This window comes from Kitasatospora sp. CM 4170 (assembly GCF_032110285.1).
Lineage (GTDB): Bacteria > Actinomycetota > Actinomycetes > Streptomycetales > Streptomycetaceae > Kitasatospora > Kitasatospora aburaviensis.
Genome location: NZ_CP134877.1, coordinates 7,386,883 through 7,410,101, shown reverse-complemented (window position 1 = coordinate 7,410,101; position 23,219 = coordinate 7,386,883). Strand labels below are relative to the sequence as shown.

Annotated in this window: 19 protein-coding genes; 12 read left to right on the top strand and 7 right to left on the bottom strand. The window is 75.2% G+C overall.

From position 1 onward, the window contains the following. The first annotated feature begins 11 nt into the window (after window positions 1–11). A complete protein-coding gene (locus tag RMN57_RS31235; protein ID WP_313766641.1) occupies window positions 12–758 on the top strand; it encodes a class I SAM-dependent methyltransferase in 747 nt (248 codons plus the stop codon). Window positions 759–846: 88 nt separating this feature from the next. Here RMN57_RS31235 and RMN57_RS31230 read toward each other — a convergent pair whose 3' ends face one another. The 6 genes from RMN57_RS31230 to RMN57_RS31205 all read right to left on the bottom strand — a co-directional run bounded on the left by RMN57_RS31230 (window position 847) and on the right by RMN57_RS31205 (window position 7,443). Continuing rightward, window positions 847–2,058 (bottom strand): glycosyltransferase family 4 protein, encoded by a 1,212-nt coding sequence (locus RMN57_RS31230; RefSeq protein WP_313766640.1) that lies wholly within the window; start codon window positions 2,056–2,058, stop codon window positions 847–849. A 3-nt stretch (window positions 2,059–2,061) separates the two neighbouring features. Then, a complete protein-coding gene (locus tag RMN57_RS31225; RefSeq protein ID WP_313766639.1) occupies window positions 2,062–3,261 on the bottom strand; it encodes an ABC transporter ATP-binding protein in 1,200 nt (399 codons plus the stop codon). Further along, on the bottom strand, window positions 3,251–4,156 hold the full coding sequence (locus tag RMN57_RS31220) for an ABC transporter permease (protein ID WP_313766638.1): 906 nt from the start codon (window positions 4,154–4,156) through the stop codon (window positions 3,251–3,253). Before RMN57_RS31220 ends, RMN57_RS31225 begins: the two co-directional genes overlap by 11 nt. A 205-nt stretch (window positions 4,157–4,361) precedes the next feature. Continuing rightward, window positions 4,362–5,048 (bottom strand): thiol:disulfide interchange protein DsbA/DsbL, encoded by a 687-nt coding sequence (locus RMN57_RS31215; protein ID WP_313766637.1) that lies wholly within the window; start codon window positions 5,046–5,048, stop codon window positions 4,362–4,364. A 186-nt stretch (window positions 5,049–5,234) separates the two neighbouring features. Beyond that, entirely contained in the window at window positions 5,235–6,158 is a 924-nt protein-coding gene (locus tag RMN57_RS31210; protein WP_313766636.1) for a slipin family protein, read from the bottom strand. Window positions 6,159–6,291: 133 nt separating this feature from the next. Beyond that, window positions 6,292–7,443: a glycosyltransferase family 4 protein gene (locus tag RMN57_RS31205; protein ID WP_313766635.1), complete on the bottom strand. Its 1,152-nt coding sequence runs from the start codon at window positions 7,441–7,443 to the stop codon at window positions 6,292–6,294. Window positions 7,444–7,763: 320 nt separating this feature from the next. Between RMN57_RS31205 and RMN57_RS31200 the strand changes: the two genes are divergently transcribed. The 11 genes from RMN57_RS31200 (at window position 7,764) to RMN57_RS31150 (ending at window position 22,416) form a co-directional block, all read left to right on the top strand. Further along, window positions 7,764–8,882: a glycosyltransferase family 4 protein gene (locus RMN57_RS31200; RefSeq protein WP_313766634.1), complete on the top strand. Its 1,119-nt coding sequence runs from the start codon at window positions 7,764–7,766 to the stop codon at window positions 8,880–8,882. Window positions 8,883–9,211: 329 nt separating this feature from the next. Further along, on the top strand, window positions 9,212–11,128 hold the full coding sequence (locus tag RMN57_RS31195; protein ID WP_313766633.1) for a P-loop NTPase: 1,917 nt from the start codon (window positions 9,212–9,214) through the stop codon (window positions 11,126–11,128). Next, window positions 11,125–12,270, top strand: a complete 1,146-nt coding sequence (locus tag RMN57_RS31190; protein ID WP_313766632.1) for a glycosyltransferase — start codon at window positions 11,125–11,127, stop codon at window positions 12,268–12,270. The genes RMN57_RS31195 and RMN57_RS31190 overlap by 4 nt, the downstream gene beginning before the upstream one ends. 57 nt (window positions 12,271–12,327) lie before the next feature. Continuing rightward, window positions 12,328–13,386 (top strand): GNAT family N-acetyltransferase, encoded by a 1,059-nt coding sequence (locus RMN57_RS31185; protein ID WP_313766631.1) that lies wholly within the window; start codon window positions 12,328–12,330, stop codon window positions 13,384–13,386. Further along, window positions 13,386–14,966 (top strand): hypothetical protein, encoded by a 1,581-nt coding sequence (locus tag RMN57_RS31180; RefSeq protein ID WP_313766630.1) that lies wholly within the window; start codon window positions 13,386–13,388, stop codon window positions 14,964–14,966. The genes RMN57_RS31185 and RMN57_RS31180 overlap by 1 nt, the downstream gene beginning before the upstream one ends. Before the next feature lie 98 nt (window positions 14,967–15,064). Beyond that, window positions 15,065–16,258 carry a DegT/DnrJ/EryC1/StrS family aminotransferase gene (locus tag RMN57_RS31175; protein WP_313766629.1) on the top strand — a complete coding sequence of 398 codons (1,194 nt, stop codon included), beginning with the start codon at window positions 15,065–15,067 and terminating at the stop codon, window positions 16,256–16,258. A 129-nt stretch (window positions 16,259–16,387) separates the two neighbouring features. After that, complete coding sequence (gene mscL / locus RMN57_RS31170) at window positions 16,388–16,846, top strand: large conductance mechanosensitive channel protein MscL (RefSeq protein WP_313766628.1); 459 nt, start codon at window positions 16,388–16,390, stop codon at window positions 16,844–16,846. 441 nt (window positions 16,847–17,287) lie between these two features. Then, window positions 17,288–18,106: a DUF6643 family protein gene (locus RMN57_RS37135; protein ID WP_380237573.1), complete on the top strand. Its 819-nt coding sequence runs from the start codon at window positions 17,288–17,290 to the stop codon at window positions 18,104–18,106. A gap of 242 nt (window positions 18,107–18,348) precedes the next feature. Further along, on the top strand, window positions 18,349–19,227 hold the full coding sequence (locus tag RMN57_RS31160) for an MOSC N-terminal beta barrel domain-containing protein (protein ID WP_313766627.1): 879 nt from the start codon (window positions 18,349–18,351) through the stop codon (window positions 19,225–19,227). A 233-nt stretch (window positions 19,228–19,460) separates the two neighbouring features. Then, entirely contained in the window at window positions 19,461–21,890 is a 2,430-nt protein-coding gene (locus tag RMN57_RS31155) for a right-handed parallel beta-helix repeat-containing protein (RefSeq protein ID WP_313766626.1), read from the top strand. A gap of 148 nt (window positions 21,891–22,038) precedes the next feature. Next, entirely contained in the window at window positions 22,039–22,416 is a 378-nt protein-coding gene (locus tag RMN57_RS31150) for a DUF6191 domain-containing protein (protein WP_313766625.1), read from the top strand. 97 nt (window positions 22,417–22,513) lie between these two features. Here RMN57_RS31150 and RMN57_RS31145 read toward each other — a convergent pair whose 3' ends face one another. After that, the gene (locus RMN57_RS31145; protein WP_313766624.1) at window positions 22,514–23,104 is read right to left on the bottom strand and encodes a TetR/AcrR family transcriptional regulator; all 591 of its coding nucleotides are present in this window, start codon (window positions 23,102–23,104) and stop codon (window positions 22,514–22,516) included. Window positions 23,105–23,219: the final 115 nt, after the last annotated feature.

Sequence of the window (23,219 nt, the reverse complement as noted above, 5' to 3'; positions counted from 1 at the left end):
ACACTGTTCGAATGGACCGCCAGACGATCTCCCGCCTCGCCCATGCCCACCACCCGATCGCCGCGCCGATCGCCGACGAGTCGGTGGCCGGGCTGCTGGCCCGGGCCACCGGGCACACCGAGACCGGCCGGGCGCTCGACCTCGGCTGCGGCGAGGGCGGCTGGCTGATCCGCGCGCTGGCGGCGCGGCCGCGGTGGCAGGCGGTCGGGGTGGATCTGGACGCGGCGGCGCTGACCCGGGCCCGGGAGGTCGCCCTGGCCCTCGGGGTGGAGCGGCGGATCGGTCTGCACCACCTGGACGCCCAGGAGTTCAAGGCCGTCGAGCCGTTCGACCTGGTGCTGAACGTGGGGGCGACGCACGCCTTCGGCGGGCTGCTGCCGACCCTGGCCGCGGCCCGCGAGCACCTGGCGCCGGGTGGTCTGGTCATGGTCGGCGAGGGCTTCTGGGAGCGGGAACCCGGGCAGGCCGCGCTGGACGGGCTCGGCGCGGAGCGGGACGATTTCGCGGACCTCGCGACCACGACCGACCGGGTGATCGCGGACGGCTGGACACCGGTGTACGGCTATGTGAGCAGCATCCAGGAGTGGGACGACTACGAGTTCTCCTGGACCGGCTCGCTGGCCGCGTGGGCGCTGGACCACCCGGACCACCCGGACGCGGCGGCGGCCCGCGAGGCGGCGGACCGGCACCGGGCCGAGTGGCTGCACGGGTACCGGGGCACCCTCGGCTTCGTCACCTACCTGCTGCGCCGGGACTGACCGGCCGGGCCGCCGGGCCCGACGGCCCGGTGTGGCCGGGCCGGAGACGGCGGAGGTCGGAGGCGGCGCGGGCCCGACGCGGCGCGGTTCAGAGGCGGCCCAGCAGGCGCAGGGCCGCCGGTTTGGTGAACTCGTACCTGGTCATCTGCTCCAGGTCGCGCAGCCAGCGCCCTGCCCGGGCCGGTCGGGCCGGCCGGTCCAGGACGCGGGCGTAGAGCTCCTCGAACGCCGTGGTCACGCATTCCAGCGAGAACCGCCCGACCACCCAGTCCCGCCCCCAGGCGCCCAACTCGGCGCGCCGGCCCGGGTCGTCGAGCAGCCCGCGGAGCTGGCCGGCCAGCGACCCGGGCTCGCGCGAGCCGTTGCCGAAGCCGTACATGCAGCGCGAGGCATGCGGTTCGACCAGCGGGCCCGGCTCGTGCACGGCGGTGTAGCCGGCCGCCCCGTGCACCACCACCGGCTTGCCGAAGGCGAGGCCGCGCAGGGCCGACCCGCCCATGCCGAGCACGACGTCGGCGGCCTGGTAGGCGGGCCGCGGATCGGCCAACTGGCCCGGCACCAGGACGGCTTGGCGGCCGAGGGCGGTGTTGGCCGCGGCCGCGCGGGTGCGCAGCGGCTCCAGGCTCGGCCCGGCGCCGACCACGACCAGCCGGACCCGCGGGTCGTCGAGGTGCCGGACGGCGTCGACGGTGAGCTCGGCGCCGGCGTCCTTCTCCAGTGCGGGGACCAGCCGGGTGACGATGACGAGCAGCAACTCGTCGTCACCGATACCGTGTTCGCGCCGGAAGGCGGCGCCGTCGACCAGTCCGGGTGCGTCGGTGGCGGTGTTCACCGGCGGTTCGATCAGGCTGACGTCCTGGTGGCCGAAGGCCTTTCCCTCGCCCATCAGAGCGCCGAGGCCGAGGACGAGCGGCTGGTGCCGGGGCAGGCCGCGCAGCATCCGGATTCCGTAGAAGGTGGTGATCACCGGCAGTCGACCGTAACGCCCGGGCCCGAAGTAGGAGTTGCGGGCCGCCCGGACCTCCCAGGCGTGCAGCAGCTGGCTGCCGTGCTCGGCGGCGAGGCTGCCGAGGCGGCGGCGGATCTCGCCGTGCGGGGTCTGCGGTCCGCCGGCGACCACGACCTCGAGACCGTGCCCGGCGGCGACCTCGACCAGCGGGGCGGGGCCGTCCACGCCCTGCGCGAAGAGCACCGGGTCGTGGCCGCGGTCGCGCAGGGTGCGGGCGATGTCGACCGCGTTGAGCTGGGCTCCGCCCAGGGCAAGGTTGTTGAGATGGACCAGCACCCGGACAGGTCTCAAGGGTCACTCCTCCCAGTGGTGCGGGACGAAGACCGGCGCGGCCAGCACGACCGCGCGCGGCGGGGTGTCCAGCATCGGGCCGAACACGTCGAACTGGCCGACCGAGTGCCAGCTCATCAGCGTCCCGCCGTCGGTCCGGCCGATGCCGTACACGCCGGCCCAGAGCGTGTAGCGGCCGCGCGGCAGTGGCAACCTGGGTATCACACAGGCGACTTGGCGGTCGTCGCCGGTGAGGCGGATTTCGTGGCTGATCTGGAAGATGGGGCTGGAGGTGCCCTCGCTGACGCCCAGGTGCAGGGTCGCGTGGCCGCGGTAGTCGCCGCCGAGGGTGAGCTCGACGGTCATCGGCTCGTCGGTGGTCAGGCTCTCCCGGTCCTCGCCCCGGACGGCGTGATCGAGCAGCTGCAGCGGCTCGCCGGTACGGCCGCCGGCCTCGGACTGGGCCTCGATGGAGTCGCGGTAGCCGGCCATCGCGTCCTTGATGCCCGCGTCCACCCGGACCGAGCCCTGCTCCAGCCAGACGCCGCGCCGGCAGATGGACTCCACGGCGGGCAGGTCGTGGGAGACGAAGACGATCGTGGTGCCCTGCTCCGCGACCTCGCGCATCCGGTCCAGGCAGCGCTGCTGGAAGACGGCGTCGCCGACCGCCAACACCTCGTCCACCAGCAGGACATGGGGTTCCAGGTAGGCGGCGACGGCGAAGCCGAGGCGCATCTGCATGCCGGAGGAGTAGAACTTCACCTGGCGGTCGATGGCGCCGCCGAGCCGGGCGAACTCCACGATGTCGTCGAAGCGGGTGGCCACCTCGCGCCGGCGCAGGCCGAGCAGCGCGCCGAACAGGTAGATGTTCTCGCGGCCGGTCAGGTCCGGGTGGATGCCGGCCCGGATCTCGATCAGGGCGCCGATCCGGCCGCGGACGTCGATCACGCCGCCGTACGGGTACATCACCCGGGTCAGCATCTTCAGCAGGGTGGACTTGCCGGAGCCGTTCGAGCCGATCAGGCCGACGGACTCGCCCGGTTCGATGTGCAGGTTGATGTCGCGCAGCGCCCAGCGCCAGTCCTCGCCCTTCTCGCCGCGCAGCCGGCGGGCCATCGACTCGACCTTGTCGCGCAGCAGCATCCGCTGCTGGTCGGCCTTGAAGCGCTTCCACACCTGCTCGGTGCGGATGGTGCCCAGGGGGTGGGTCCGGCTAGGCGACATCGGCGATCCCCGTCTCCAGCTTCTTGAACAGCAGGTAGCCGCCGACCAGGAACACCAGCGAGGAGACCGCGGCGATCGAGGTGAGCGCGAGGTCGGGCGCGTCACCGTACAGCAGCGCACCGCGGTAGCCCTCGATGACGGCGCCCAGCGGGTTGAACCCGACGTAGATCTCCTGCAGGCGCTGCGGGATCTGCGCCAACGGGTAGGCGACGGGGGTGGCGAAGACGCCCATCTGCGTGATGATCGGCAGCAGGTGGCGGACGTCGCGCAGGTAGACCACGGCGACCGAGAGGATCAGCGCCACGCCGTAGGTGAACGCGAACTGGATCAGCAGCAGTGGCAGCACCCAGAGGAAGGTGGCGGCCGGGGCGGTCCAGAACAGCAGGAAGAGCAGGCCGAGGACGCCGATGCCGATCAGCATGTCGACGCCGGCGACCAGCATGGTGGCCAGCGGGAAGACCTCGCGCGGGCAGTAGACCTTGTTGAGCAGGCTGAGGTTGTTGGCCAGGCTCAGCGCGCCCTGGTTCATGGTGTTGCTGAAGAACTGCCAGACGATCAGGCCGACGTAGGCGAAGAGCGGGTAGGCCGCCGTGCCGGTGTCGATCTTCACCGCGCGGTGGAAGACCAGGGTGAAGATGGCGCAGAGCGCGAGCGGGGTGAGGACCGCCCAGGCGAATCCGAGCACGGCCTGCTTGTAGCGGGCGCGCAGGTCGCGTTCGGCCAGCGCGCGGACCAGTTCACGGGCGCCCCAGAGCTCCCGGGCCACCTGGGCGGGGCGCAGTCGGCGTTTGAAGATCAGTTCGGGTGGCGGCCCGTCGGCGGCCGCGGGCCGCCGTGGAGCGGCCGATGTCTGGCTGTCGCGCTCGTCGACGAGTTGCGCGCGTTGTCCCCCCACGGACCCCTGCCCTCTCCGGTACCGGCGGTATCGAGAAGTGGGCCAGCCGCCACGGCAGTTCTCCCCCGCGACGGTGCGGCCCGGCGTCCACCATGGCACAGAGTGTGGTCGCCGGGGGTCGGTTCCGTGAAGGTGATCGGAACACCGGGAGGACGGGCGTGGCGCGAGCGGGGTCGACGGGGGGACGGGGGCGGCGCGGGGAGACTCAGGGGCGGGACTGCTCCTGCTGCCGCCGCTGGTCGTCGGCGACCAGGCGGTCCATGACGGCGGGCATGGCGTCGACCCCGCCGGCCTGGGTCGGCGTGGTGCGGGCGTCGCCCTGGACCACCACGGTGGGCAGCTCGTTGATGCGGTACCGGACGAACATCTCGGCGGCCTCGTCGACCGACCGCTGGACCTGCTCGGAACGGTAGGCGTCGCGGAAGGTGCCCGCGTCGACGCCCTGGCGCATCGCCCAGTCGACGGCGGCGGCCTCGGTGGTGAGGTCCTGGTCGTTGTTGTGGATCGCGCGGAAGGCGCTGGTCTGCAGGCGCTCGACGAGGCTCAGACGCTCCAGCGTGTAGTACAGGCGCGCGTGTCCGCGCTGCACGCCCTCCTCGCGGCTGCCCGGCCAGATCGCGGGCACCCGGCGCAGGTCGACGTCGGCGCGGTGCCTCTCGGCCCAGGCCTGGAGCGGCTGCTCCAGCTGCTGGGAGTGGCCGCAGTCGTACCAGAAGAATTCGAGCGTCTCGGTGCGGGCGCCCTCGCGCACCGGCTGGAGGCGCTCGGCGAGGACGGACTGCGCGCCGTCGGTGGCGGGTTGGTGGGTGGTGGCGGCGCCGGCCTGGATCGGGGATGCGGCGATCCCGGTGGCGACGGCGAGCAGGACGGTGGACCTCAGCAGCGACTTCACACCGGGCAGTGTGTCCGTCACGGTCGGCGAGCAGCCGGCTTCTGCCTGGCGGCGCGGGTCGGATTCGCCCGTTCGGCCCAACACTGCGGAGCGGGCGCCGACGGCCGCCCTGCGGCGCGGTTCCGCCGCATGCGAAGCCGGCGGCGCCGGACCCCGCCCCGCGGGTCCGACGCCGCCGACCCGGCGTCACTCCGCGTGCGGTGTGTGCTCCGGCCGGGGCGGGACCACCGCGGCGGCCGGTGCGGGCTCCGCCTCGGCGAGCGCGGGCGGCTCGCCCGCCCCCGACTCCACGGCCGCCCCCGGCCCCACGGCCGCCGCCGGCTCGTCGGCCGACCCGGCCGGCTGCCGCGGGACGGCGCCCGCCTTCGGCGTCGCGCCCTCGAAGAAGCGGAGCAGCTCGACCGGGAACGGCAGCACGAGCGTGGAGTTCTTCTCCGCGGCCACCTCGACCACGGTCTGGAGCAGGCGCAGCTGGAGCGCGGACGGGGTGCTGTCCATCATCTCGGCCGCCCGGGCCAGCTTCTCCGCGGCCTGGAACTCACCGTCGGCGGTGATGATGCGGGCGCGCCGCTCGCGGTCGGCCTCGGCCTGCCGGGCCATCGAGCGCTTCATCGAGTCAGGCAGCGCGACGTCCTTGATCTCGACCCGGTCGATGTGCACGCCCCAGCCGACGGCCGGGCTCTCCAGCATCAGCTCAAGCCCGCGGTGCAGGTTCTCCCGGCCGGACAGCAGGTCGTCCAGCTCGCTCTTGCCGATGATCGACCGCAGCGACGTCTGGGCGACCTGCGACATGGCGAAGGCGTAGTTCTGCACGTCGACGGTGGCGAGCACCGGGTCGACCACCCGGAAGTACACCACCGCGTCGACCCGCACCGAGACGTTGTCCCGGGTGATGCCCTCCTGCGCCGGGACGGGCATGGTGACGACCTGCACGTTCACCTTGCGCATCCGGTCGACGATCGGCACCAGCAGGGTCGGGCCGGGCTGGCGCACCACCCCGCGCACCCGGCCCAGCCGGAAGACCACGCCCCGCTCGTACTGCTGCACCACCCGCACTCCGGTGGCGAGCCAGAGAACCGCCAGGGCCGCGAGGCCCGCGAGTACCACCATGTCGGTGATCCTTCCCCGTGCCGGCGCACCCGGGCGGAGTCCCTGATGGCTCCGTCGGACGAGCGCGCCGCGCAGGGAAGTATCCGCCCGCACCGCACCGGCGCCCAGAGCACCAACCGATCTTGACGCTTTGTCAGCGTCCGGTTGTCAGGCGTCCCGAGCCGCCGCCCGCCCGGGGTCGCCGGAGCTCGGTGAAGAGCTCCTGCCAGGCGTCCGCGACGACGCCGAGCTCGAAGTGGGCGAGCGCGTGCTCGCGGGCCGCGGCGCCGAGTGCGGCGCGGTCGCCGGCCAGCACCGCGGCCAGCGCCTCGGCGAGGGCGAGCGGGTCGCCCGGGGCGACCAGGGCGCCGGTGGCGCCGTCGCGCACGACCGAGCCGACCCAGCCGACGTCGGTGGCGACGGCGGGCAGCCCGGCCAGCGCGGCCTCGATCAGGACGCCGGGGACGCCCTCGCTGTCGCTGGTGAGCAGCACCGCGTCGGCGGCGCGGTAGAGCGGCGCCGGGTCGGCGAGGGTGCCGAGGAAGTGGGCCCGGGCGGCGCCCGGGTGGTGTTCGAGGGCGGCCCGCTGCGGGCCGTCGCCGGCCACCGCGAGCCGGACGTCGGGGAGCCGGTCGAGGGCGTCGAGGGCGAGGTCGAGCCGCTTCTCGGGGGCGATCGCGCCGAGCCAGGCGACCAGCGGGCCGTCCGCGGGCAGGCCGAGGGCCTGCCGGGCCGCGCGCCGGCCGGCCTCGTCCGCGACGGGCGGGTACCGGTCGGCGGCGCGGGCGTTGGGGATCGTGCGGAGCCTGGCGGCGGGCAGCTTGAACCGCTGCTGCAGCACGGCCCGGGCCTCGTCGGCGAGGGCGGTGACGGCGGCGGCGCGGTGCAGGAGGGCGCCGGTGCGCAGTCGGCGCAGCGGGCTCGCCGTCCAGTGCCGGGGGTCGCCGATGGAGACGTAGACGAAAGGCGTGCGGGTGCCGGCCAGGGCGAGCGCGCAGGCGGGGAGGGTGGACGAGCCGTGGGCGACGACCAGGTCGGCGGTGCGGGCGGCGGAGCGCAGGGCGAGCAGGGTGGCCGGGTGGAGCCGGCCGGGTCCGAGGACGGCGGTGGCGCGGGTGTCGGGCGCGTCCGGGTGGGCGTCGGGGTGCGGGGCGAGGGCGCGCAGGGCGGAGGCCTGGCCACGGCGGCGCAGCTCCCCGTGGAGGTCCCGCGCGAGGTTCTGGGCGCCGCGGCGCCGCGGGTCGGTGATCAGGTGCAGGATGCGGGGGCGGGTTCCGGTCGGCGTCGCCGGCGTCGCTTCGGGCATGGGAACGACCTTGGCACAGGCCCCGGCGCGGTACAGCCCCTTCGCACCGGCCGGTGGTGGCCGTGCGCGGGCGCGGGCGCTCCGGTCGGGCGCCGCTCGGCGCCCCCGCCCGCCGGCTGCGCCCCATGTGCGCCCAGCCGTGCGCCCTCGGCCGCCCCCGACCGACCCCGGGGGCCGGTGCCTCCTGGCCGATTCCCTGGCGAGCGGCGGTCGCCACCTGCAATGCTGATCGGCAGTCAGGGTGCCGGCCGGCATGGGAGACCGGACGCGCCCAGGAGGGCGGGGGTTGGCCTGTGCATGTGCTCTATGTGATCGACAGCGTGAGCAGGGTCGGCGGGGCCGAGCAGGGCCTGGTGGCGATGGCCCCCCAACTGGTGCGGGCCGGCGTGAAGCTGGACGTCGCGTACCTCAAGGACTCGCCCGGCGGGTTCCAGCCCGAGCTGACCGCGGCCGGTGCCGACGTCTTCGGGGTCGGCCGGGCCACCCGGGGCCGCTCCGCCGCCGCGCTCCACCGGCTGGTCCGCGAACGCCGGCCCGACCTCGTCCACACCACGCTCTACGAGTCGGACGTGCTCGGCCGGGCGGCCGCGCTGTCGGCGCGCACCCCGGTGGTCTCCAGCCTGGTCAACTCGGCGTACGGGCCGGAGCACCTGAACGCCCGCGGGCTCAGCCCGTGGAAGGTCCGGGCGGCGCAGGCCGTGGACGCCGCCACCGCGCAGGGCACCCGCCGGTTCCACGCGCTGACCCGCTACGTGGCGGGGGCGATGGCGCAGCGGCTGCGGGTACCGCGGGAGCGGATCGACGTCGTGCCGCGCGGGCGCGACCCGGAGCTGCTGGGCACCGTCACCCCGGACCGGCGGGCCGCCGTGCGGGCGGCGCTGGACCTGCCGCAGGACGCGCCGGTGGTGCTCGCGGCCGCGCGCCAGCAGTACCAGAAGGGCCTGGACGTGCTGCTGGAGGCCTGGCCGGCGGTGCTGCGCGCCGAGCCGGAGGCGGTGCTGCTGCTGGCCGGCAGCGAGGGCAGCGAGACGCCGCGGCTGACCGCGCTCGCGGAGGCCGCCGGCGGGGTGCGCTTCCTGGGGCCGCGCGACGACGTGTTCGACCTGATGGCCGCCTCCGACGCGTTCGCCGTGCCGTCCCGCTGGGAGGGGCTGGGCAGTGCGGCGATGGAGGCGATGGGCGTCGGCGTGCCGCTGGTCTGCGCGGACGTGCCCGCGCTGCGCGAGACGGTGGGATCCGAGGACTACGCCCGGCTGGTGCCGCCGGAGCGGCCGGCCGAGCTGGCGGCGGCGCTCGCCGACACCCTGGACGACCGCGCGTCGGCGCGGGTCCGGGCGAAGGCGGCGCGGGCCCGGTTCCTGACCGCGTTCACCCTGCACCAGGTGTCGGCGCAGATGGTCGACTTCTACGAGCGCTCGCTGCGGCTGCGCCCGGTCTGACGGGATCCGGCCACCCGCGAACAGTTCGTCGGGAATCGACCGGTCCCAGTATCGCCAAAGCGGTTGCGCCGCACGTCGCGGCTCGGCAAGCATCGCAAGGGGACCGGCGGGGGCGGCGGGCCGCGCACGGGCTGCCCCGGGACGCCGGACGCGGGGCTACGGGGGTAGCGCAATCGTCAGGGGGGGCGAGTTGCACCGGCCGAGGGATTCCACCGTGCCGCGGATCCGGCACAGGTAGCAGCACCCGGACCGCCGCGCTCCCGAACGGGCCGCCCCCGGGCGGGAGTTCCACAGCACCACCGCACCACGAACGCGAGGGGATCCAACCGGTGGAACCGGCAAACCACTTCACCGTCCTGCGGCGGTACTGGCGGCTGCTCGTCGGCTGCACGCTCGCCGCGCTCGTCGTCGGCTGGCTGCTGACCCCCGCCGGTGACACGGTGGACAACGCCAAATGGAAGTGCAAGGTCGCCATCACGCCGGTCGCGGGGGCCGGCGACACGGTGCGGGCCGACCAGGTGCTCTCGTACGCGCAGGGCGCGGACGTCGCGACGGCGGCGGCCCGGCAGCTCGGCATCGCCGACGCCGCCGCGGTGATCGCCCGCCGCACGGTGACGGCCGACAGTGCGCAGATGCTGTCGATAGCGACCATCGGCCCCACCCAGCAGTCCTGTTCAGACCTGGCGGCCGCCTACTCGGCCGCGATCATCAAGGGCTTCGGCGAGGAGTCCGCGAAGAGCGCCGCCGAGACGATCAAGAAGCTGCAGGCCCAGGCGGACGCGCAGCAGAAGGCGCTCGACGAGATCCAGCAGCAGTTCAACCGCTCCTCGGCCGGCGACCAGCCCAAGCTGCAGCCCAAGCTGACCGCCGCGTCCACCTCGCTCACCTCCACGCTCACCGCGATCAGCAAGCTGCAGAACGGCGCGCAGACCGACGCCATCCAGCAGTGGGGCAGCATCGACGCCCGGCAGAGCGCCGGGAACCTGCTCTCCTCCCCCAGCCGGACCGTGCGGCTGGGCCTGGCCGTGTCGCTCGGACTCGCCCTCGGGGTGGTGGCGGCACTGATGCTCAGCCGGATGGACACCCGGCTGCGCACCCGCAACCCGGTCGAGGAGGCGTTCAACCTCCCGGTGATCGGCGAGGTGCCGCAACTCTCGCGCCGGCTACGGCGGTTGCGCGAGCCGCTGGTGCGGGCCCGGCCCTCCGACCCGGCCGCGGAGGCGTACCGCTCGCTGCGCTCCACCCTGCTGCTCACCGGCCCCGACGCGCTCGCGCTGCCGGTCCGGGCGCACACCGGCTGGGATCCGGCCGAGGCGGTCTCGCGCCGGCTGGCCGACCCGGCGCCGGTGGTGCTGGTCGCCTCCGGCAGCAGCGGCGACGGCCGGACCACCACGGTCGCCAACCTGGCCGCCGCGCTGGCCGAGACCGGGCGCGAAGTCCTGGTGCTGGACTGCGACTTCCGCCACCCCCAGCTCCACTCACACCTCGGCGTGGGCGGCGGGCCGGGCATGGCCGAGCTGCTCAGCGGCGAGCAGCTCGGCGAGCTGGACGAACTGATCCGGCCGACCAACGTGGAGGGCGTCTCGCTGATCACCGGCGGGAACACCACCGCCTACCCGGCCGCCCTGGTGCTGCGCGCCGCCGAGGTACTGCGCGGGGCCCGCCGGTACGCGGACGTGATCCTGGTCGACACCTCGCCACTGCTGCACGCCAACGACGCGTTCGACCTGGTCCAGCACGCGGACGCGGTGCTGGTGACCGTGCGCAGCGGCAATGTGACCCCGGAACAGGCCGACCGGGTCGCCGAGTTGCTCTGCCGCACCGGTGTGCCGGTGGCCGGCGTGGCGCTGCTCGGCACCGTCGGGCCGGCCGGACGGCGGCGGCGCACCGCGGCGGGCGGCGGCCCGTCGGCCCCGGCCGCCCGTTCGGCGCAGCCCGCGCTGCCGCGCGCCGCGGAGCGCCCGGCCGAGCGGGCGGCAGAGCGGGCCGCCGGGCAGCGACCCACGCCCAGCTGGGCCCGGCGCGGGCCCGCCGCGGCCCCCGGGGCCGGGGCGGAGGGCCCCCGGGCCGGCGCCGCCGAGCCGCACGGCCGGCACCCGGACGACCACCGCCACCCGGACGACCACGCCCCGCCCGGGCCGGCCGAGGGCGCCGCGGGCGTCAACGGCCGGGGCCGCGCCCAGGGCCCGGCCGGGGACGGCGAGCACGGCGAGCCGGCCCTGCTGCGCGAGGCGGAGGAGCGGTGAGCGCACGGACCAGGGTGCTCTGGCTGGCCAAGGGCCTCGGCCGCGGCGGCGCCGAGCAGCTGCTGCTCAACTGCGCCCGCCACGCCGACACTTCACGCTACGAGATCGAGGTCGCGTACGTGCTGCCGTGGAAGGACGCGCTCGCCCCGGCACTCACCGAGGCCGGGGTGCGGGTGCACTGCCTCGGGGCCCCGGGCAGCGGCAGCGCCACCGGCACGCCCGGCCGGGCCGACCCGCGCTGGCCGCTGCGGCTGCGCCGACTGCTCGCCGCGCGCCGCTACGGCCTGGTGCACACCCACATGCCGGTCCCGGCCGCCGCCGCCCGGCTGCTCGCGCCCACCGCCGGCTCGCCGCGCCTGGTGCACACCGAGCACAACGTCTGGGACCGCTACCGCACGGCGACCCGCTGGGCCAACGCGCTCACCTACCGGCGCAACGACGCGGTGATCGCCGTCTCGCACGCCGTCGAGCGGGGCATCCCGGCCGCCCGGCGCCGCCCGGGCGCCTGGGTCACCGTGGTGCACCACGGGCCGGACCTCTCCGGCGCCCCCGAGGGGCCGGCCGCCCGCGCCGACGCACGGACCGGACTCGGCCTTCCACAGGACGCGTTCGTGGTCGGCACGGTCGGCAACCTGACCCCGAAGAAGGACCAGGCCACCCTGCTCGCCGCGCACGCCGAGCTGCACCGCCGCCACCCCGGCGCCCGCCTGGTGCTGATCGGATCCGGGCCGCTGGACGGGCAGTTGCGCGCCCGGGCGGCCGAACTGGGCGTCGCCGGGAGCGTGCTGTTCGCCGGCTCGCGCTCCGACGTGCCCGCGCTGCTGCCCGGCCTGGACGTCTTCACCCTGAGCTCTCGTCAGGAAGGCCTGCCGGTCGCCCTGATGGAGGCGATGACCAGCGGACTGCCGTCCGTGGTCACCCGGGTCGGCGGTATGCCGGAGGTGCTGGACGACGGCGAGCAGGGCCTGCTCGTCCCGCCGGGCGACCCGGCCGCCCTGGCCGCGGCCCTCGGCCGGCTGGCCGGCGATCCGCCGCTGCGGGACCGCCTCGGCGCGGCGGCCCGCAAGCGCGCCGAGCGCTTCGACGTGGCCGGCGCGCAGCGGGCCGTCGAGGCGGTGTACGAGCAGGTCCTGCGGCGCTGAGGCCCGCTCCCGCAGCCACCGAAGGCCCCTACCACCGAGAAGAGTGCGAGTCCGGACGTGAGTGCCCTGCCCGCCCCCGCCGAGCTGACCTTCCGCCCGCTCGCGGAGCCCGATCTCCCGGCCGTCCTCGACCTGCTGACCGCCTCCCTGGCGGGCGGCCCGACCGGTACCCGCACCGCCGGGTTCTTCCGCTGGAAGCACCGGCTGAACCCCTTCGGCGCCAGTCCCGGCCTGCTCGCCGAGACCCCGGACGGGCGGCTCGCCGGCGTGCGGCTCTTCCTCCGCTGGCAGTGGCACGAGGGTGCCACCGGCCGCACCGTCGCCGCCGTCCGGCCGGTGGACACCGCCACCCACCCGGACTTCCAGGGCCGCGGCATCTTCCGCCGGCTCACCGTCGATCTCCTCGAACAGGTCGAGGAGGAGGCGGAGTTGGTTTTCAACACGCCCAACGGCAACAGCCTGCCGGGCTACCGGAAGATGGGCTGGCAGGAGCTCGGGCAGGTCCCGGTGGCGCTGCGCCCGGTCCGCCCGACCGCGTTCGTCCGCGGGGTGCGGGCCGCGCTGGCCCGCCGACCGGCCGGCCCCGCGACCCCACCCGTCTGTCAACTCCCCACCGCCGAGGACTGGTTCGAGTCGCAGTCGGCGGACGGCCCGCTGGCCGAGCTGCTGCGCGAGCGCGCCGCCGCCGACGCCGCCGACCCGCGGCTGGCCGTCCGCCGCACCCCGGAGTTCCTGCGCTGGCGCTACGGGCGCGCCCCCGGCCTGGACTACCGGGTGCTCACCTGCCACCGCGGCGGCGAGCTCACCGGCCTGGCCGTCGGCCGGCCCCGACGGCGCGGCCCGCTGGCCGAGTTCACCCTCGCCGACGTGCTGGTCCGCCCGGGCGACCGGGACAGCGCCGCGCGGCTGCTGCGCGCCGCCGCCCGGGAGTCCGGCTGCGACCACGTCGCCACCCACCTCTCCCCCGGCACCGAGGCCGCCGCGGCCGCGCTGCGGGCCGGCTACCTGCGCGCCCCGCGCACCGGCATGACCCTGGCCGCCCGCGCCCCGGCCGGACCGACCCGCCTGACCCTGACCGACTGGCGGTTCACCCTCGGCGACCTGGAGGTCTTCTGATGCCCTGGCCGGCCCCGGCAGCCCGGGCCGCCGTGACCCGGGTGCCGTGGCCGTCCGCCGTCGCGGCCGCCTTGGTCACGGGCTACGTCGCGCTCTTCGTCGTCGCGATGGTGCACACCTCGTACGACATCTGGGGCGCACTGCTGATCCTCCCGGTGCTGATGGGGATCGGCACCCCGATCCTGGCCCGGATCGCCGCCGCCAACCCCGAGCGGGACGTGTTCCGGCTGCTGCTGCTGGCCATGACGGCCAAGCTGCTCTGCGCCTTCCCCCGCTACCTGATGGCCTTCGTGCTGTACGGCGGCGCGGCCGACTCCAAGATGTACCACCAGAAGGGCGGCGAGCTGGCCGCCTACCTGGACCAGGCCGACCTGTTAGGCGGGATCCAGTACGACCTCGGGATGAAGGTGGCCGGCACCGGCTTCATCATCGTCGTCACCGGCGTGGTCTACGCGATCACCGGCCCGTCGCTGATCGGCGGTTTCCTGGTCTTCTCCTGGCTGGGCTTCTGGGGGCTGCTGCTGTTCTGGCGGGCGCTGCAGATCGCCTTCCCGGAGGCGGACACCCGCAAGTACGCCAAGCTGGTGTTCTTCCTGCCCTCGCTGCTGTTCTGGCCGTCCAGCATCGGCAAGGACGCCTGGATGATGTTCTGCCTGGGCCTGACCACCTACGGCACCGCGCGGCTGCTCGACCGCCGGTTCGGGGCCTTCGCCTGCATCGCCCTCGGCTCGGTCGGCACCGCGATGGTCCGCCCGCACGTCACCGCCCTCGCCGGGGCCGGGCTGATGGTCGCGTACGTGCTGCGCAAGCGGCCGCAGCAGGCGAGCGCGCTCGGGCCGCTGCGGACGATCCTGACCGCCGTGGTGCTGGGTGCGATGGCGGTGCTGATGCTGCAGCAGGTGTCCACCTTCTTCGGCACCGACGGCACCGGCGGCGACGCCGTCAACCAGGTGCTCTCGGAGACCTCGCGGCGCACCAGCCAGGGCAACTCGATGATCAACGCGACCGCGCCCGAGGACACCGCGCCCAAGTTCAGCCTCAACCCGGCGGGCCTGCCGGTCGCCGTGGTCAGCGTGCTGTTCCGGCCGTTCCCGTTCGAGGCCTCCAACATCCAGAACCTGATCCAGTCGGTGGAGTGCTTCGCGCTGCTGGTGATGTTCATCCGCGGCTGGCCCCGGCTGAGCCGGCTGCCCCGGCTCTTCGTGCAGCGCTCGTACGTCGCCTTCACCGCCGTGTACACGCTGCTGTTCTGCTGGGCGTTCTCGACCATCAACAACATGGGCATCCTGTCCCGCGAACGGGTCCAGGTGCTGCCGCTGGTGCTGGTCCTGCTGGTCGTGCCGGCCGCCTCCGCCACCCGCGGGCCGGCCAAGCGCCGGCCGCCACCGGTCTGGCGGGTCGCGCCGGGCCAGTGGCGGGAGCGGCGCCCGGCCGGCCCACCGCAGGTCACCCCACCTGCGTACGCCGCACCGCCGTACGCCGCACGGCCCTACGCCGCACCACCGTTCACCTCGCCCTCTCCGTCCCCGAGCCACACCGAATCCCAGTCACCGTCCCAGGGGGGATCGACCGCGCCTTGACTTCCTCCCCCTCCTGGAAACGCAGCCCGTTGCCCCGCTCCGCAGGAGTTTCGTTTCCTCCCCCGGCGGAAGCCGGGGGCATCCACGAAAGGGCCCTGATGACCACCGACACCCACGCCCTGCCCGCCGCCCTCGGCGGAACGCCCGCCTTCCCGGACGGACTCCCGCTCACCCGGGTCCGCGTCCCCGACCGCGCCGCGCTGCTGGAGCGGCTCGGCACCGTGCTCGACAGCGGGCAGCTCACCAACGGCCGGACCGTCGCCGAGCTGGAGGAGGCCGCCGCCAAGCTGCTCGACGTGCCGCACGTGGTGGCCGTCTCCAACTGCACCGCCGGCCTGATGCTGGTGCTGCAGGCCGCCGGGGTCGGCGACGGCCGGCCGGTGGTGATGCCCGGCTTCACCTTCTCCGCCACCGCCCACGCCGCCCACTGGGCCGGCGGCACCCCGGTGTTCGCCGAGGCCCGCGAGCAGGACGTCACCCTCGACCCCGCGGACGCCGCCGCCCGGCTCGCCGCCGCGGACCGCCCGGCCGCCCTGATGGCCACCCACGTCTACGGCACGCCCTGCCAGGTCGAGCGGCTGCAGGAGGTCGCCGACGCGGCCGGCGTCCCTCTGGTGTACGACTCCGCGCACGGCTTCGGCAGCGTCCGCCGCGGGGTGCCGGTCGGCAACTTCGGCTACGCCGAGGTGTTCTCGATGAGCCCGACCAAGGTCGCGGTGGCCGGCGAGGGCGGCCTGGTCGCCACCCGCGACGCCGGGCTCGCCCAGCGGCTGCGGCACGCCCGCGACTACGGCAACCCGGGCGACTACGACACGCTCTTCCCCGGCCTCAACGCCCGGATGAGCGAACTGCACGCCGCCGTCGGCCTCAACTGGCTGGCCGACCTGCCCGAGCGGGTGGCCCACCGGGGCGCCCTCGTCGCCGAGTTCGCCGCCGCCACGGCCGGCCTGCCCGGCCTGCGGATCGCCCTGCCGGAGGAGGGCGACACCTCCACCTTCAAGGACCTCACGCTGATGCTGGACCCCGGCGCCTTCGGGCTCTCGGCGCTCCAACTCGCCGACGCCCTGCGGGCCGAGGGCATCGACTCGCGCCGCTACTTCCACCCGCCGGTGCATCGCCAGCGCGCCTACGCCCACCTCGGCCAGGCCGAGTCGCTGCCGCGCACCGACCGGCTCGCCGCCTCCGTGCTGACCGTGCCGCTCTGGTCCCAGATGGACGCGGCCGCCGTGCGCCGGATCGCCGACGCGGTGGTGCGGATCCAGCCGTACGCGGAGCGCCTGCGCACCGCCTGATCCGACCGGCGCCGGTTACGCGGTTCGGGTGAACGCCGGTTGGACCGCGGGCTCACCCGGTCGGCAGGATGGCCGGCCGGGGCCCGCGGCCTCGTCCCACCCTCCCCCGCAAGGATTTGGAGTCACCCGGTGCTCAAGGGATTCCGCAGCTTCCTGCTGCGCGGAAACGTCGTCGACCTGGCCGTCGGCATCGTCATCGGCGCGGCCTTCACCGCCGTCGTCACCGGGTTCGTCACGGCCTTCCTCACCCCGCTCGTCGGCGTGGCCACCGGCGCCGTGGGCGACTTCACCCAGAAGACCTTCGACATCGCCGGCACCCGCTTCCCGTACGGGGTCTTCGTCAACGCCCTGATCAGCTTCGTGCTGGTGGCCGCGGTCATCTACTTCGTCGTGGTGGTTCCGGTGGGCAGGCTGCAGGCGAAGCTGGAGGGTGCCAAGCCCGCCCCGGTGGCCAAGGCGGACTGCCCCGAGTGCCTCAGCCCGATCCCGGCGGCGGCGCTGCGCTGCTCGTTCTGCACCTCCGAGGTGGCCGGGCGGCCGGGCTTCCCCACCCAGGCCGCGCCGACGCAGCCGCTGCCGACCCGCTGAGCGCCCAACCGGGCACGTCGAGCCCCGCCGGGCGCCTCCCCGTCGGCCGCGCACGCCGCTGACCTCGGGTTCCGCACCCGGGCCGGCCGTCCGACCGGACCTCCGGAGCGGACTTCACGGGGACCATATCCCCGAAACATTCACGAGCCCCCGCCGGACCGCCGACGGGGGCTCGAATGCGCCAGCGCACGCCCCGCCCGCAGAAGTTTCTTCGGCGGTACCCCAACCGTCCACCGGGCCTTCACCCAACGGGCCTTCGCGGACGCCGCCCGAGCTCCGTTCGAGGGTGCACACCCCTCCCGGGCTGGCCGGAAGTCGACGCCAGAATGTCCGTTCTTCCTACTTTCGAAGCTTTTGTTCGAGCGAAGACTGTGTAAACACTCGAACTGCTCGGCCTCCCACTCTCCTCAGCAGGCGCATTGTGGGCTTACCGTATGCCCCATGACCTCGCCCCGCTCCTACGACGGAGTCGGCTACCCCTCTCCGTCCTTCTCCTCCGGCACGCCCATCTACGACAGCCTCGTCGCAGAGCGCGGTGTCCCGCAGATCGCACCCATCAACGTGCCGGCCGCCCTGCCGCCGGCGCTGTCCTCCGGTTACGGATCCGGCCTCGGCCAGTCCTACGACAACCGGTACGGCACCGGGTACGACACCCCCGGCAGCAACCTCCCCGCGCTGCCCCCCGCCCGCCTCGCCCTGGGCCCCGGCCCGAGCAGCGGCCCCTCCGCCGGCCCCGCCACGGCCTACGTCCCGGTGCAGCCCGCGCCGGCGTACGCCGCGGCGCCCCAGCCGCCCGTCCCCGGCTACGGCGGCCCCCAGCCGTACGTGCCCGGCCAGCGCCCGCAGGCCCCCGCCCCCGGCTTCTCCCAGGCCACCGGCGGCGGCGCCTACCAGCCCAGCGGCGGCCAGAGCTTCGGCGGGCAGAACACCTTCGTCGGCGCCGGCCAGAGCGGCCAGCAGTCCTTCGGCGCCCAGCCGCTCGGCGGCCCCGCCGGGTTCGGCGGCCCGCAGCAGCCGGGCGGCCAGCCGCAGGGCGGCCCGCAGAGCTTCGGCGGCCAGCAGTCCTTCACCGGCGGCCAGGGCATGGGCGGCCCCGGCTTCGCGGGCCCGTCGGGCGACCAGAGCTTCGGCGGAGCCCCGCTGCGCCCGGCCGTCTCGCCGGTCGCGCCGCTCCGCCCGATGCAGCCGCAGCGGCCCGGCCCCTACGGCGAGCCCGCCCAGTTCCAGCAGGCCTACCAGCCCCAGGGCCAGGGCTACTGAGCGAACCGCCACCACCCCCGGGCCGGCCCCACCCGGCCCGAACCCGCACCACCTGAGCACCACCCGGCGCCCCCGCGCCGGGCGTACGGAGAAACGGGTCATCCACGGACCGCCCGGACCGCCACCCCACGGCGTCCGGGCGGTCCGTGCGCGTAGGGCCGCCGCCCACCGGGCCGGGCGGGGCCCGCGGTCGGCACGGCACCGGGTGCCGGCCATCCCTGCGGTGCTGGCAGGATGGGAGAATGCTGCTCACCGGACTCCACGTCTACCCCGTCAAGTCCATGTACCGCCTGAGCCCCGAGAGCGCCCGCGTCGAACCGTGGGGCCTCGCCGGAGACCGCCGGTGGATGCTCGCCGACGCGTCCGGACGCTTCGTCAGCCAGCGCGAGAACGCCGCGCTCGGCCAGATCCGCGCCGAACTCGCCGCCGACGGCACGCTGCTGCTCACCGCCCCGGGCGGCTCCCGGATCGAGGTCCCGGCCCCCGCCGTCACGGCCGGCGACCCGATGGCCGACGTCGAGGTCTGGGGCACCCGCTTCCACGCCGCCGAGGCGGCCAAGGAGGCCCACCTCTGGATCGCCGAACACCTCGGCGACTACCGCCTGGTGCACCTGGACGACCCGCGCGCCCGCCCGGTCGACCCGCAGTTCGGCACGCCCGGCGACACCGTGTCGATGGCCGACGGGTTCCCGCTGCTGCTCGCCACCACCGCCTCGCTGGACGCGCTCAACGCGCTGATCGCCGAGGCGGACCCGGACGGCCACGAGACCCTCCCGATGGAGCGGTTCCGCCCCAACGTGGTGGTCGGCGGCGCCGACGCCTGGGCCGAGGACGGCTGGCGCCGGATCCGGATCGGCGAGCTGACCTTCAAGGTCGTCAAGCCCTGCGGCCGCTGCGTGGTCACCACCACCGACCAGGAGACCGGCGAGCGCCGCGGCCCCGAACCGCTGCGCACCCTGGCCAAGCACCACCGGCTGCTGAAGAAGGCCGCGTTCGGGCAGAACCTGATCCCCGAGCGCCCCGCCGGCGTCGAGGGCGACGCGCTCGGCACGCTGCGGATCGGCGACGAGGTCGAGGTGCTGGAGGACGGCGCGCACTGGCCGGAGAACGCGCTCGTCTGACGCCCGCGTTCCGGAGCGGCCTGCGATCCACCGCTGCGCCGGCCGTTCCGGAACCGGAACTGTGCGCGCTCGTTGAAGCATGTGGTGAAGCGGAAAACGCTCCCCGGCCGACCCGGCGCCGGAGCGACCGGACCACCCCCGCGGGCGCGCTACGGTGGGCGGACGGCCGGTGCGCCCCCGCGCGTACCGACCGTTGATCGCCGGCTCGACGAAGGTGGGGACGACAGACCGTCATGGCTGAGCACAGGGTCCGGGTCACCCAGGACAGCGCATCCCGCTGGCGGCGCCGCGCCGGCGAGTACGACACGCTCGCGGAGGCCCTCGCGGCCGCCGAACCGGGCGACACCGTCACCGTCCGCCCCGGCACCTTCCGGGAGAACGTCGTCCTGGACAAGCCGGTCACGATCGTCCCCGCCCAGGGCCCCGGCAGCGTCCGGATCGACCCGCCGAGCGGCGTGCCGCTGACCGTCACCGCCGCCGCTACCGTCCGCGACCTGGTGATCGAGGGCAGCGACAGCTCCGTCCCGGCCGTGCTGGTCACCGGCCCCGACGCGCGGCCCGCGCTCAGCGGCTGCCGGGTCGAGACCCGCTCGGCCACCGGCGTCGAGGTCACCGGCGGCGCACGGCCCACCCTGCGCAGCTGCGTGATCGCCAATCCGGCCGGCCTCGGCCTGCGGCTGCGCGGCGAGGGCACCGCGGCCGCCTTCGAGGACTGCGAGGTGGCCGCCGCCGGCCAGGCCGGGATCGCCGTCCTCGGCGGCGCCGCCGCCGCGCTGGACCGGTGCAAGGTCCACCACGCGTCCGGCGCCGGCGTGCTGCTCACCGACCCGGGCAGCGCCGCCGAACTGACCGGCTGCGAGATCTACGAGATCCGCGGCAGCGGCGTGCAGGCCGAGGCGCAGGCCGCCGGGCGGCTGGTCGACTGCGAGATCCACCGCGTCACCGGCAACGGCCTGACCCTGGACGGCGAGGCCGAACTCGTGCTGACCGGCTGCCGGGTGCACGACCTGCCGGAGAACGGCGCCGACCTGCGCGGCCGGGCCCGGCTCAGCCTGTCCAACAGCACCGTCCGGGACTTCGGGCGCGGCGCGCTCTCGGTCTGGGACCAGGGCACCGAGGCCGTCGCCGAGTCCTGCGAACTGCACGGCTCCAGCGGCGAGTACCCGGCGCTCTGGGTCAGCGACGGCGCCCGGCTCACCCTCACCGACTGTTCGCTGCACGACCTGCCGGACGCGCTCTTCGTCCTGGACCGGGACTCCGCCGCGACCGCCGAGGGCTGCTCGTTCAGCCGGATCCGCAGCTCGGCCGTCTCGGTCAGCGGCGGCGCCGGCGTGACGCTCACCGGCTGCCGGGTGCAGGAGGCCGGCACCGGGCTCTGGTTCCGCGACCACGGCAGCGGCGGCCTGCTCACCGACTGCGAGATCTCCGACGTGGCCACCGGCGTCATCGTGACCAAGGGCGCCGACCCCGTCCTGCGCGACTGCACCGTCCGGGCCAGCTCGGACGCCGGCGTCTACGTCTCCGCGCAGGGCCGGGGCACCTTCGAGGACTGCCGGGTCTCGCACGGCAAGGGCTTCGGCTTCCACATCATCGACGGCTGCCGGACGGTGCTCACCCGCTGCCGGGCCGAGCAGAACGGGCGGGCCGGCTTCGAGTTCTCCGAACCGGGCCCGGTGGTGGAGGGCTGCACCTCCGACGACGTCGCACCGGCCGCGACCGCCGAGGTGCCCGCCCCACGGAGCGTCCCGCCGGTCGGCGTGGCCCAGCCGTTGACCGCCGCGGCACTGGCGTCCGCGGTGGCGGGCGGGGCGGCGGGCACGGCCGCGATCGGCCCGATCCCGGACTGCCGGCCCGCGGAGGAGGCCCTGGCCGAGCTCGACGCGCTGGTCGGCCTGGCCACCGTGAAGCAGGAGGTCCGGACGCTGATCGACCTGATCTCGGTCGGCCGCCGCCGGCGCCAGGCCGGACTCAAGGCGCCCTCGCTCCGCCGCCACCTGGTCTTCACCGGCGCCCCCGGCACCGGGAAGACGACGGTGGCCCGGCTCTACGGCGAGATCCTGGCCGCGCTCGGGGTGCTGCAGCGCGGCCACCTGGTCGAGGTCGCCCGGGTCGACCTGGTCGGCGAGCACATCGGCTCCACCGCGATCCGCACCGCCGCCGCCTTCGACCGGGCCCGCGGCGGCGTGCTGTTCATCGACGAGGCGTACGCACTGGCGCCCGAGGACGGCGGCCGCGACTTCGGCCGCGAGGCGATCGACACCCTGGTCAAGCTGATGGAGGACCACCGGGACGAGGTGGTCGTCATCGTGGCCGGCTACACCGCCGAGATGGAGCGGTTCCTGTCGGCCAACCCGGGCGTGTCGTCGAGGTTCTCCCGGACCATCACCTTCCCCGACTACTCCGCGGACGAGCTGCTGGAGATCGCCCGCGCGCAGTGCGCGGAGCACGAGTACGCGCTGTCCGAGGCCACCGAGGGCGCGCTGCTGGACCACTTCGCGACGCTGGAGCGCGGCCCCAACTTCGGCAACGGGCGCACCGCGCGGCAGGTGTTCGAGACCATGGTCGAGCGCCACGCCATGCGCGTCGCCCAGCTCGCCGACCCGTCCACCGAGGAACTCCAGCTGCTCGTACCGGGCGACCTGCCGACAGCCCGCCTCCCCTGAGCCCCCGGACGGAGGGCCCGGCGCGGCGGGGAGCCCCCTCGCCGGCGGTCGTCGCACCGGCCGGAACCGGCCGGAACCGGCCGGCCTGGGGGCTTCCGGAGCCGGGTGGCCGGGAACTCCGTCGTGCCGGGCCCGCGTTGGACCCGGCATGGAGCTACTCCTCAGCGGTGCGGCCGGCGGGCTGTTGCTGCCGGCCGCCTTGGTCGTGCTGTTCTTCCTCGGCGCGGTCGCCCGCCGGACGCTCGCGCACCGGCTACCCGGCCGCCCGGTCACCGGTCCCGGCGGGGCCACGGCCGGCCGGCGCGGGGCCGGCGCGTACGGGACCGACCGACGCGGAGCGGGCGCGACGGCCACCGAGGAACTGCACGCCCTGCTGTACCCGGGCAAGCGTGCCCAGTTGGAGCAGCGCCGCGTCGAACTGGTGCTGCGGGACGACGAGCACGACGGCGCGCCGAAGCGGACCGGCATCGACCTCGCGGGCGGCACCGCGCTCATCCGGCGCCGGGCGGCGGACGGCGGGCGCTGAGCTCCGCCGTCCGCCTCCACCCGGGCACCGGTCCCGGTCGGTCGCAGTCCGCCCTGGTCGGCCCCGGTCCGTCCCGCTCAGTCCCGGCCCGTCCTCGTCAGTCCTCGTCGGTCGCGCCGCCGAGCATTCGCTCGACCAGCAGCTCCAGTCGGCGTTCCGCGAAGTCCGGGCGGAGCCGGCCGCCCCGGTCCAGGGTGACCAGGCCGTGCAGGGCCGACCAGACCACCTCGGTGAAGGGCTCCGGGTCCTCGCCGCCGGCCACCTCGGCGATCGGCCCGGCGAGGGCCGCGAAGGCCTCCTTGAGCGCGGTCGGCGAGTCCGGACGGCCGAACGGCAGCTCGGAGGCCATGGTGAACATGGCGTCGTAGAGCGCCGGGTTGGCGGCTCCGAAGGCGAGGTAGGCGCCGGCGACCGCGGTGAAGACCGCGACCGGCCCGTCCACCTTGTGTGCGACGTCCCGCAGTTGCGCGGCGAGCTCCGCAAAGCCCTCCAGCGCGACGGCGGCCACGATCGCGTCCTTGTTGGCGAAGTGGCTGTACAGCACGGGCTGGCTGTACTCGATCCGCTCGGCGAGCCGACGGGTCGTCACCGCCTCCCAGCCCTCGGCCTCGGCCAGTTCGCGGGCGATTCGGATGATCAGCTGATGCCGCTCGGCGCGTTCGCGCTCGCGGCGCTCCTGGATTGACATGACAGAGATCCTAGCAGCGCTAGACAAGGGAGCGCCGAACGGGCTAACTTCGCTTCAGATCCTAGCGGCGCTAGACGTCCTTGCGGCGCAAGCATCCGGTTCACTCGCCCGCACC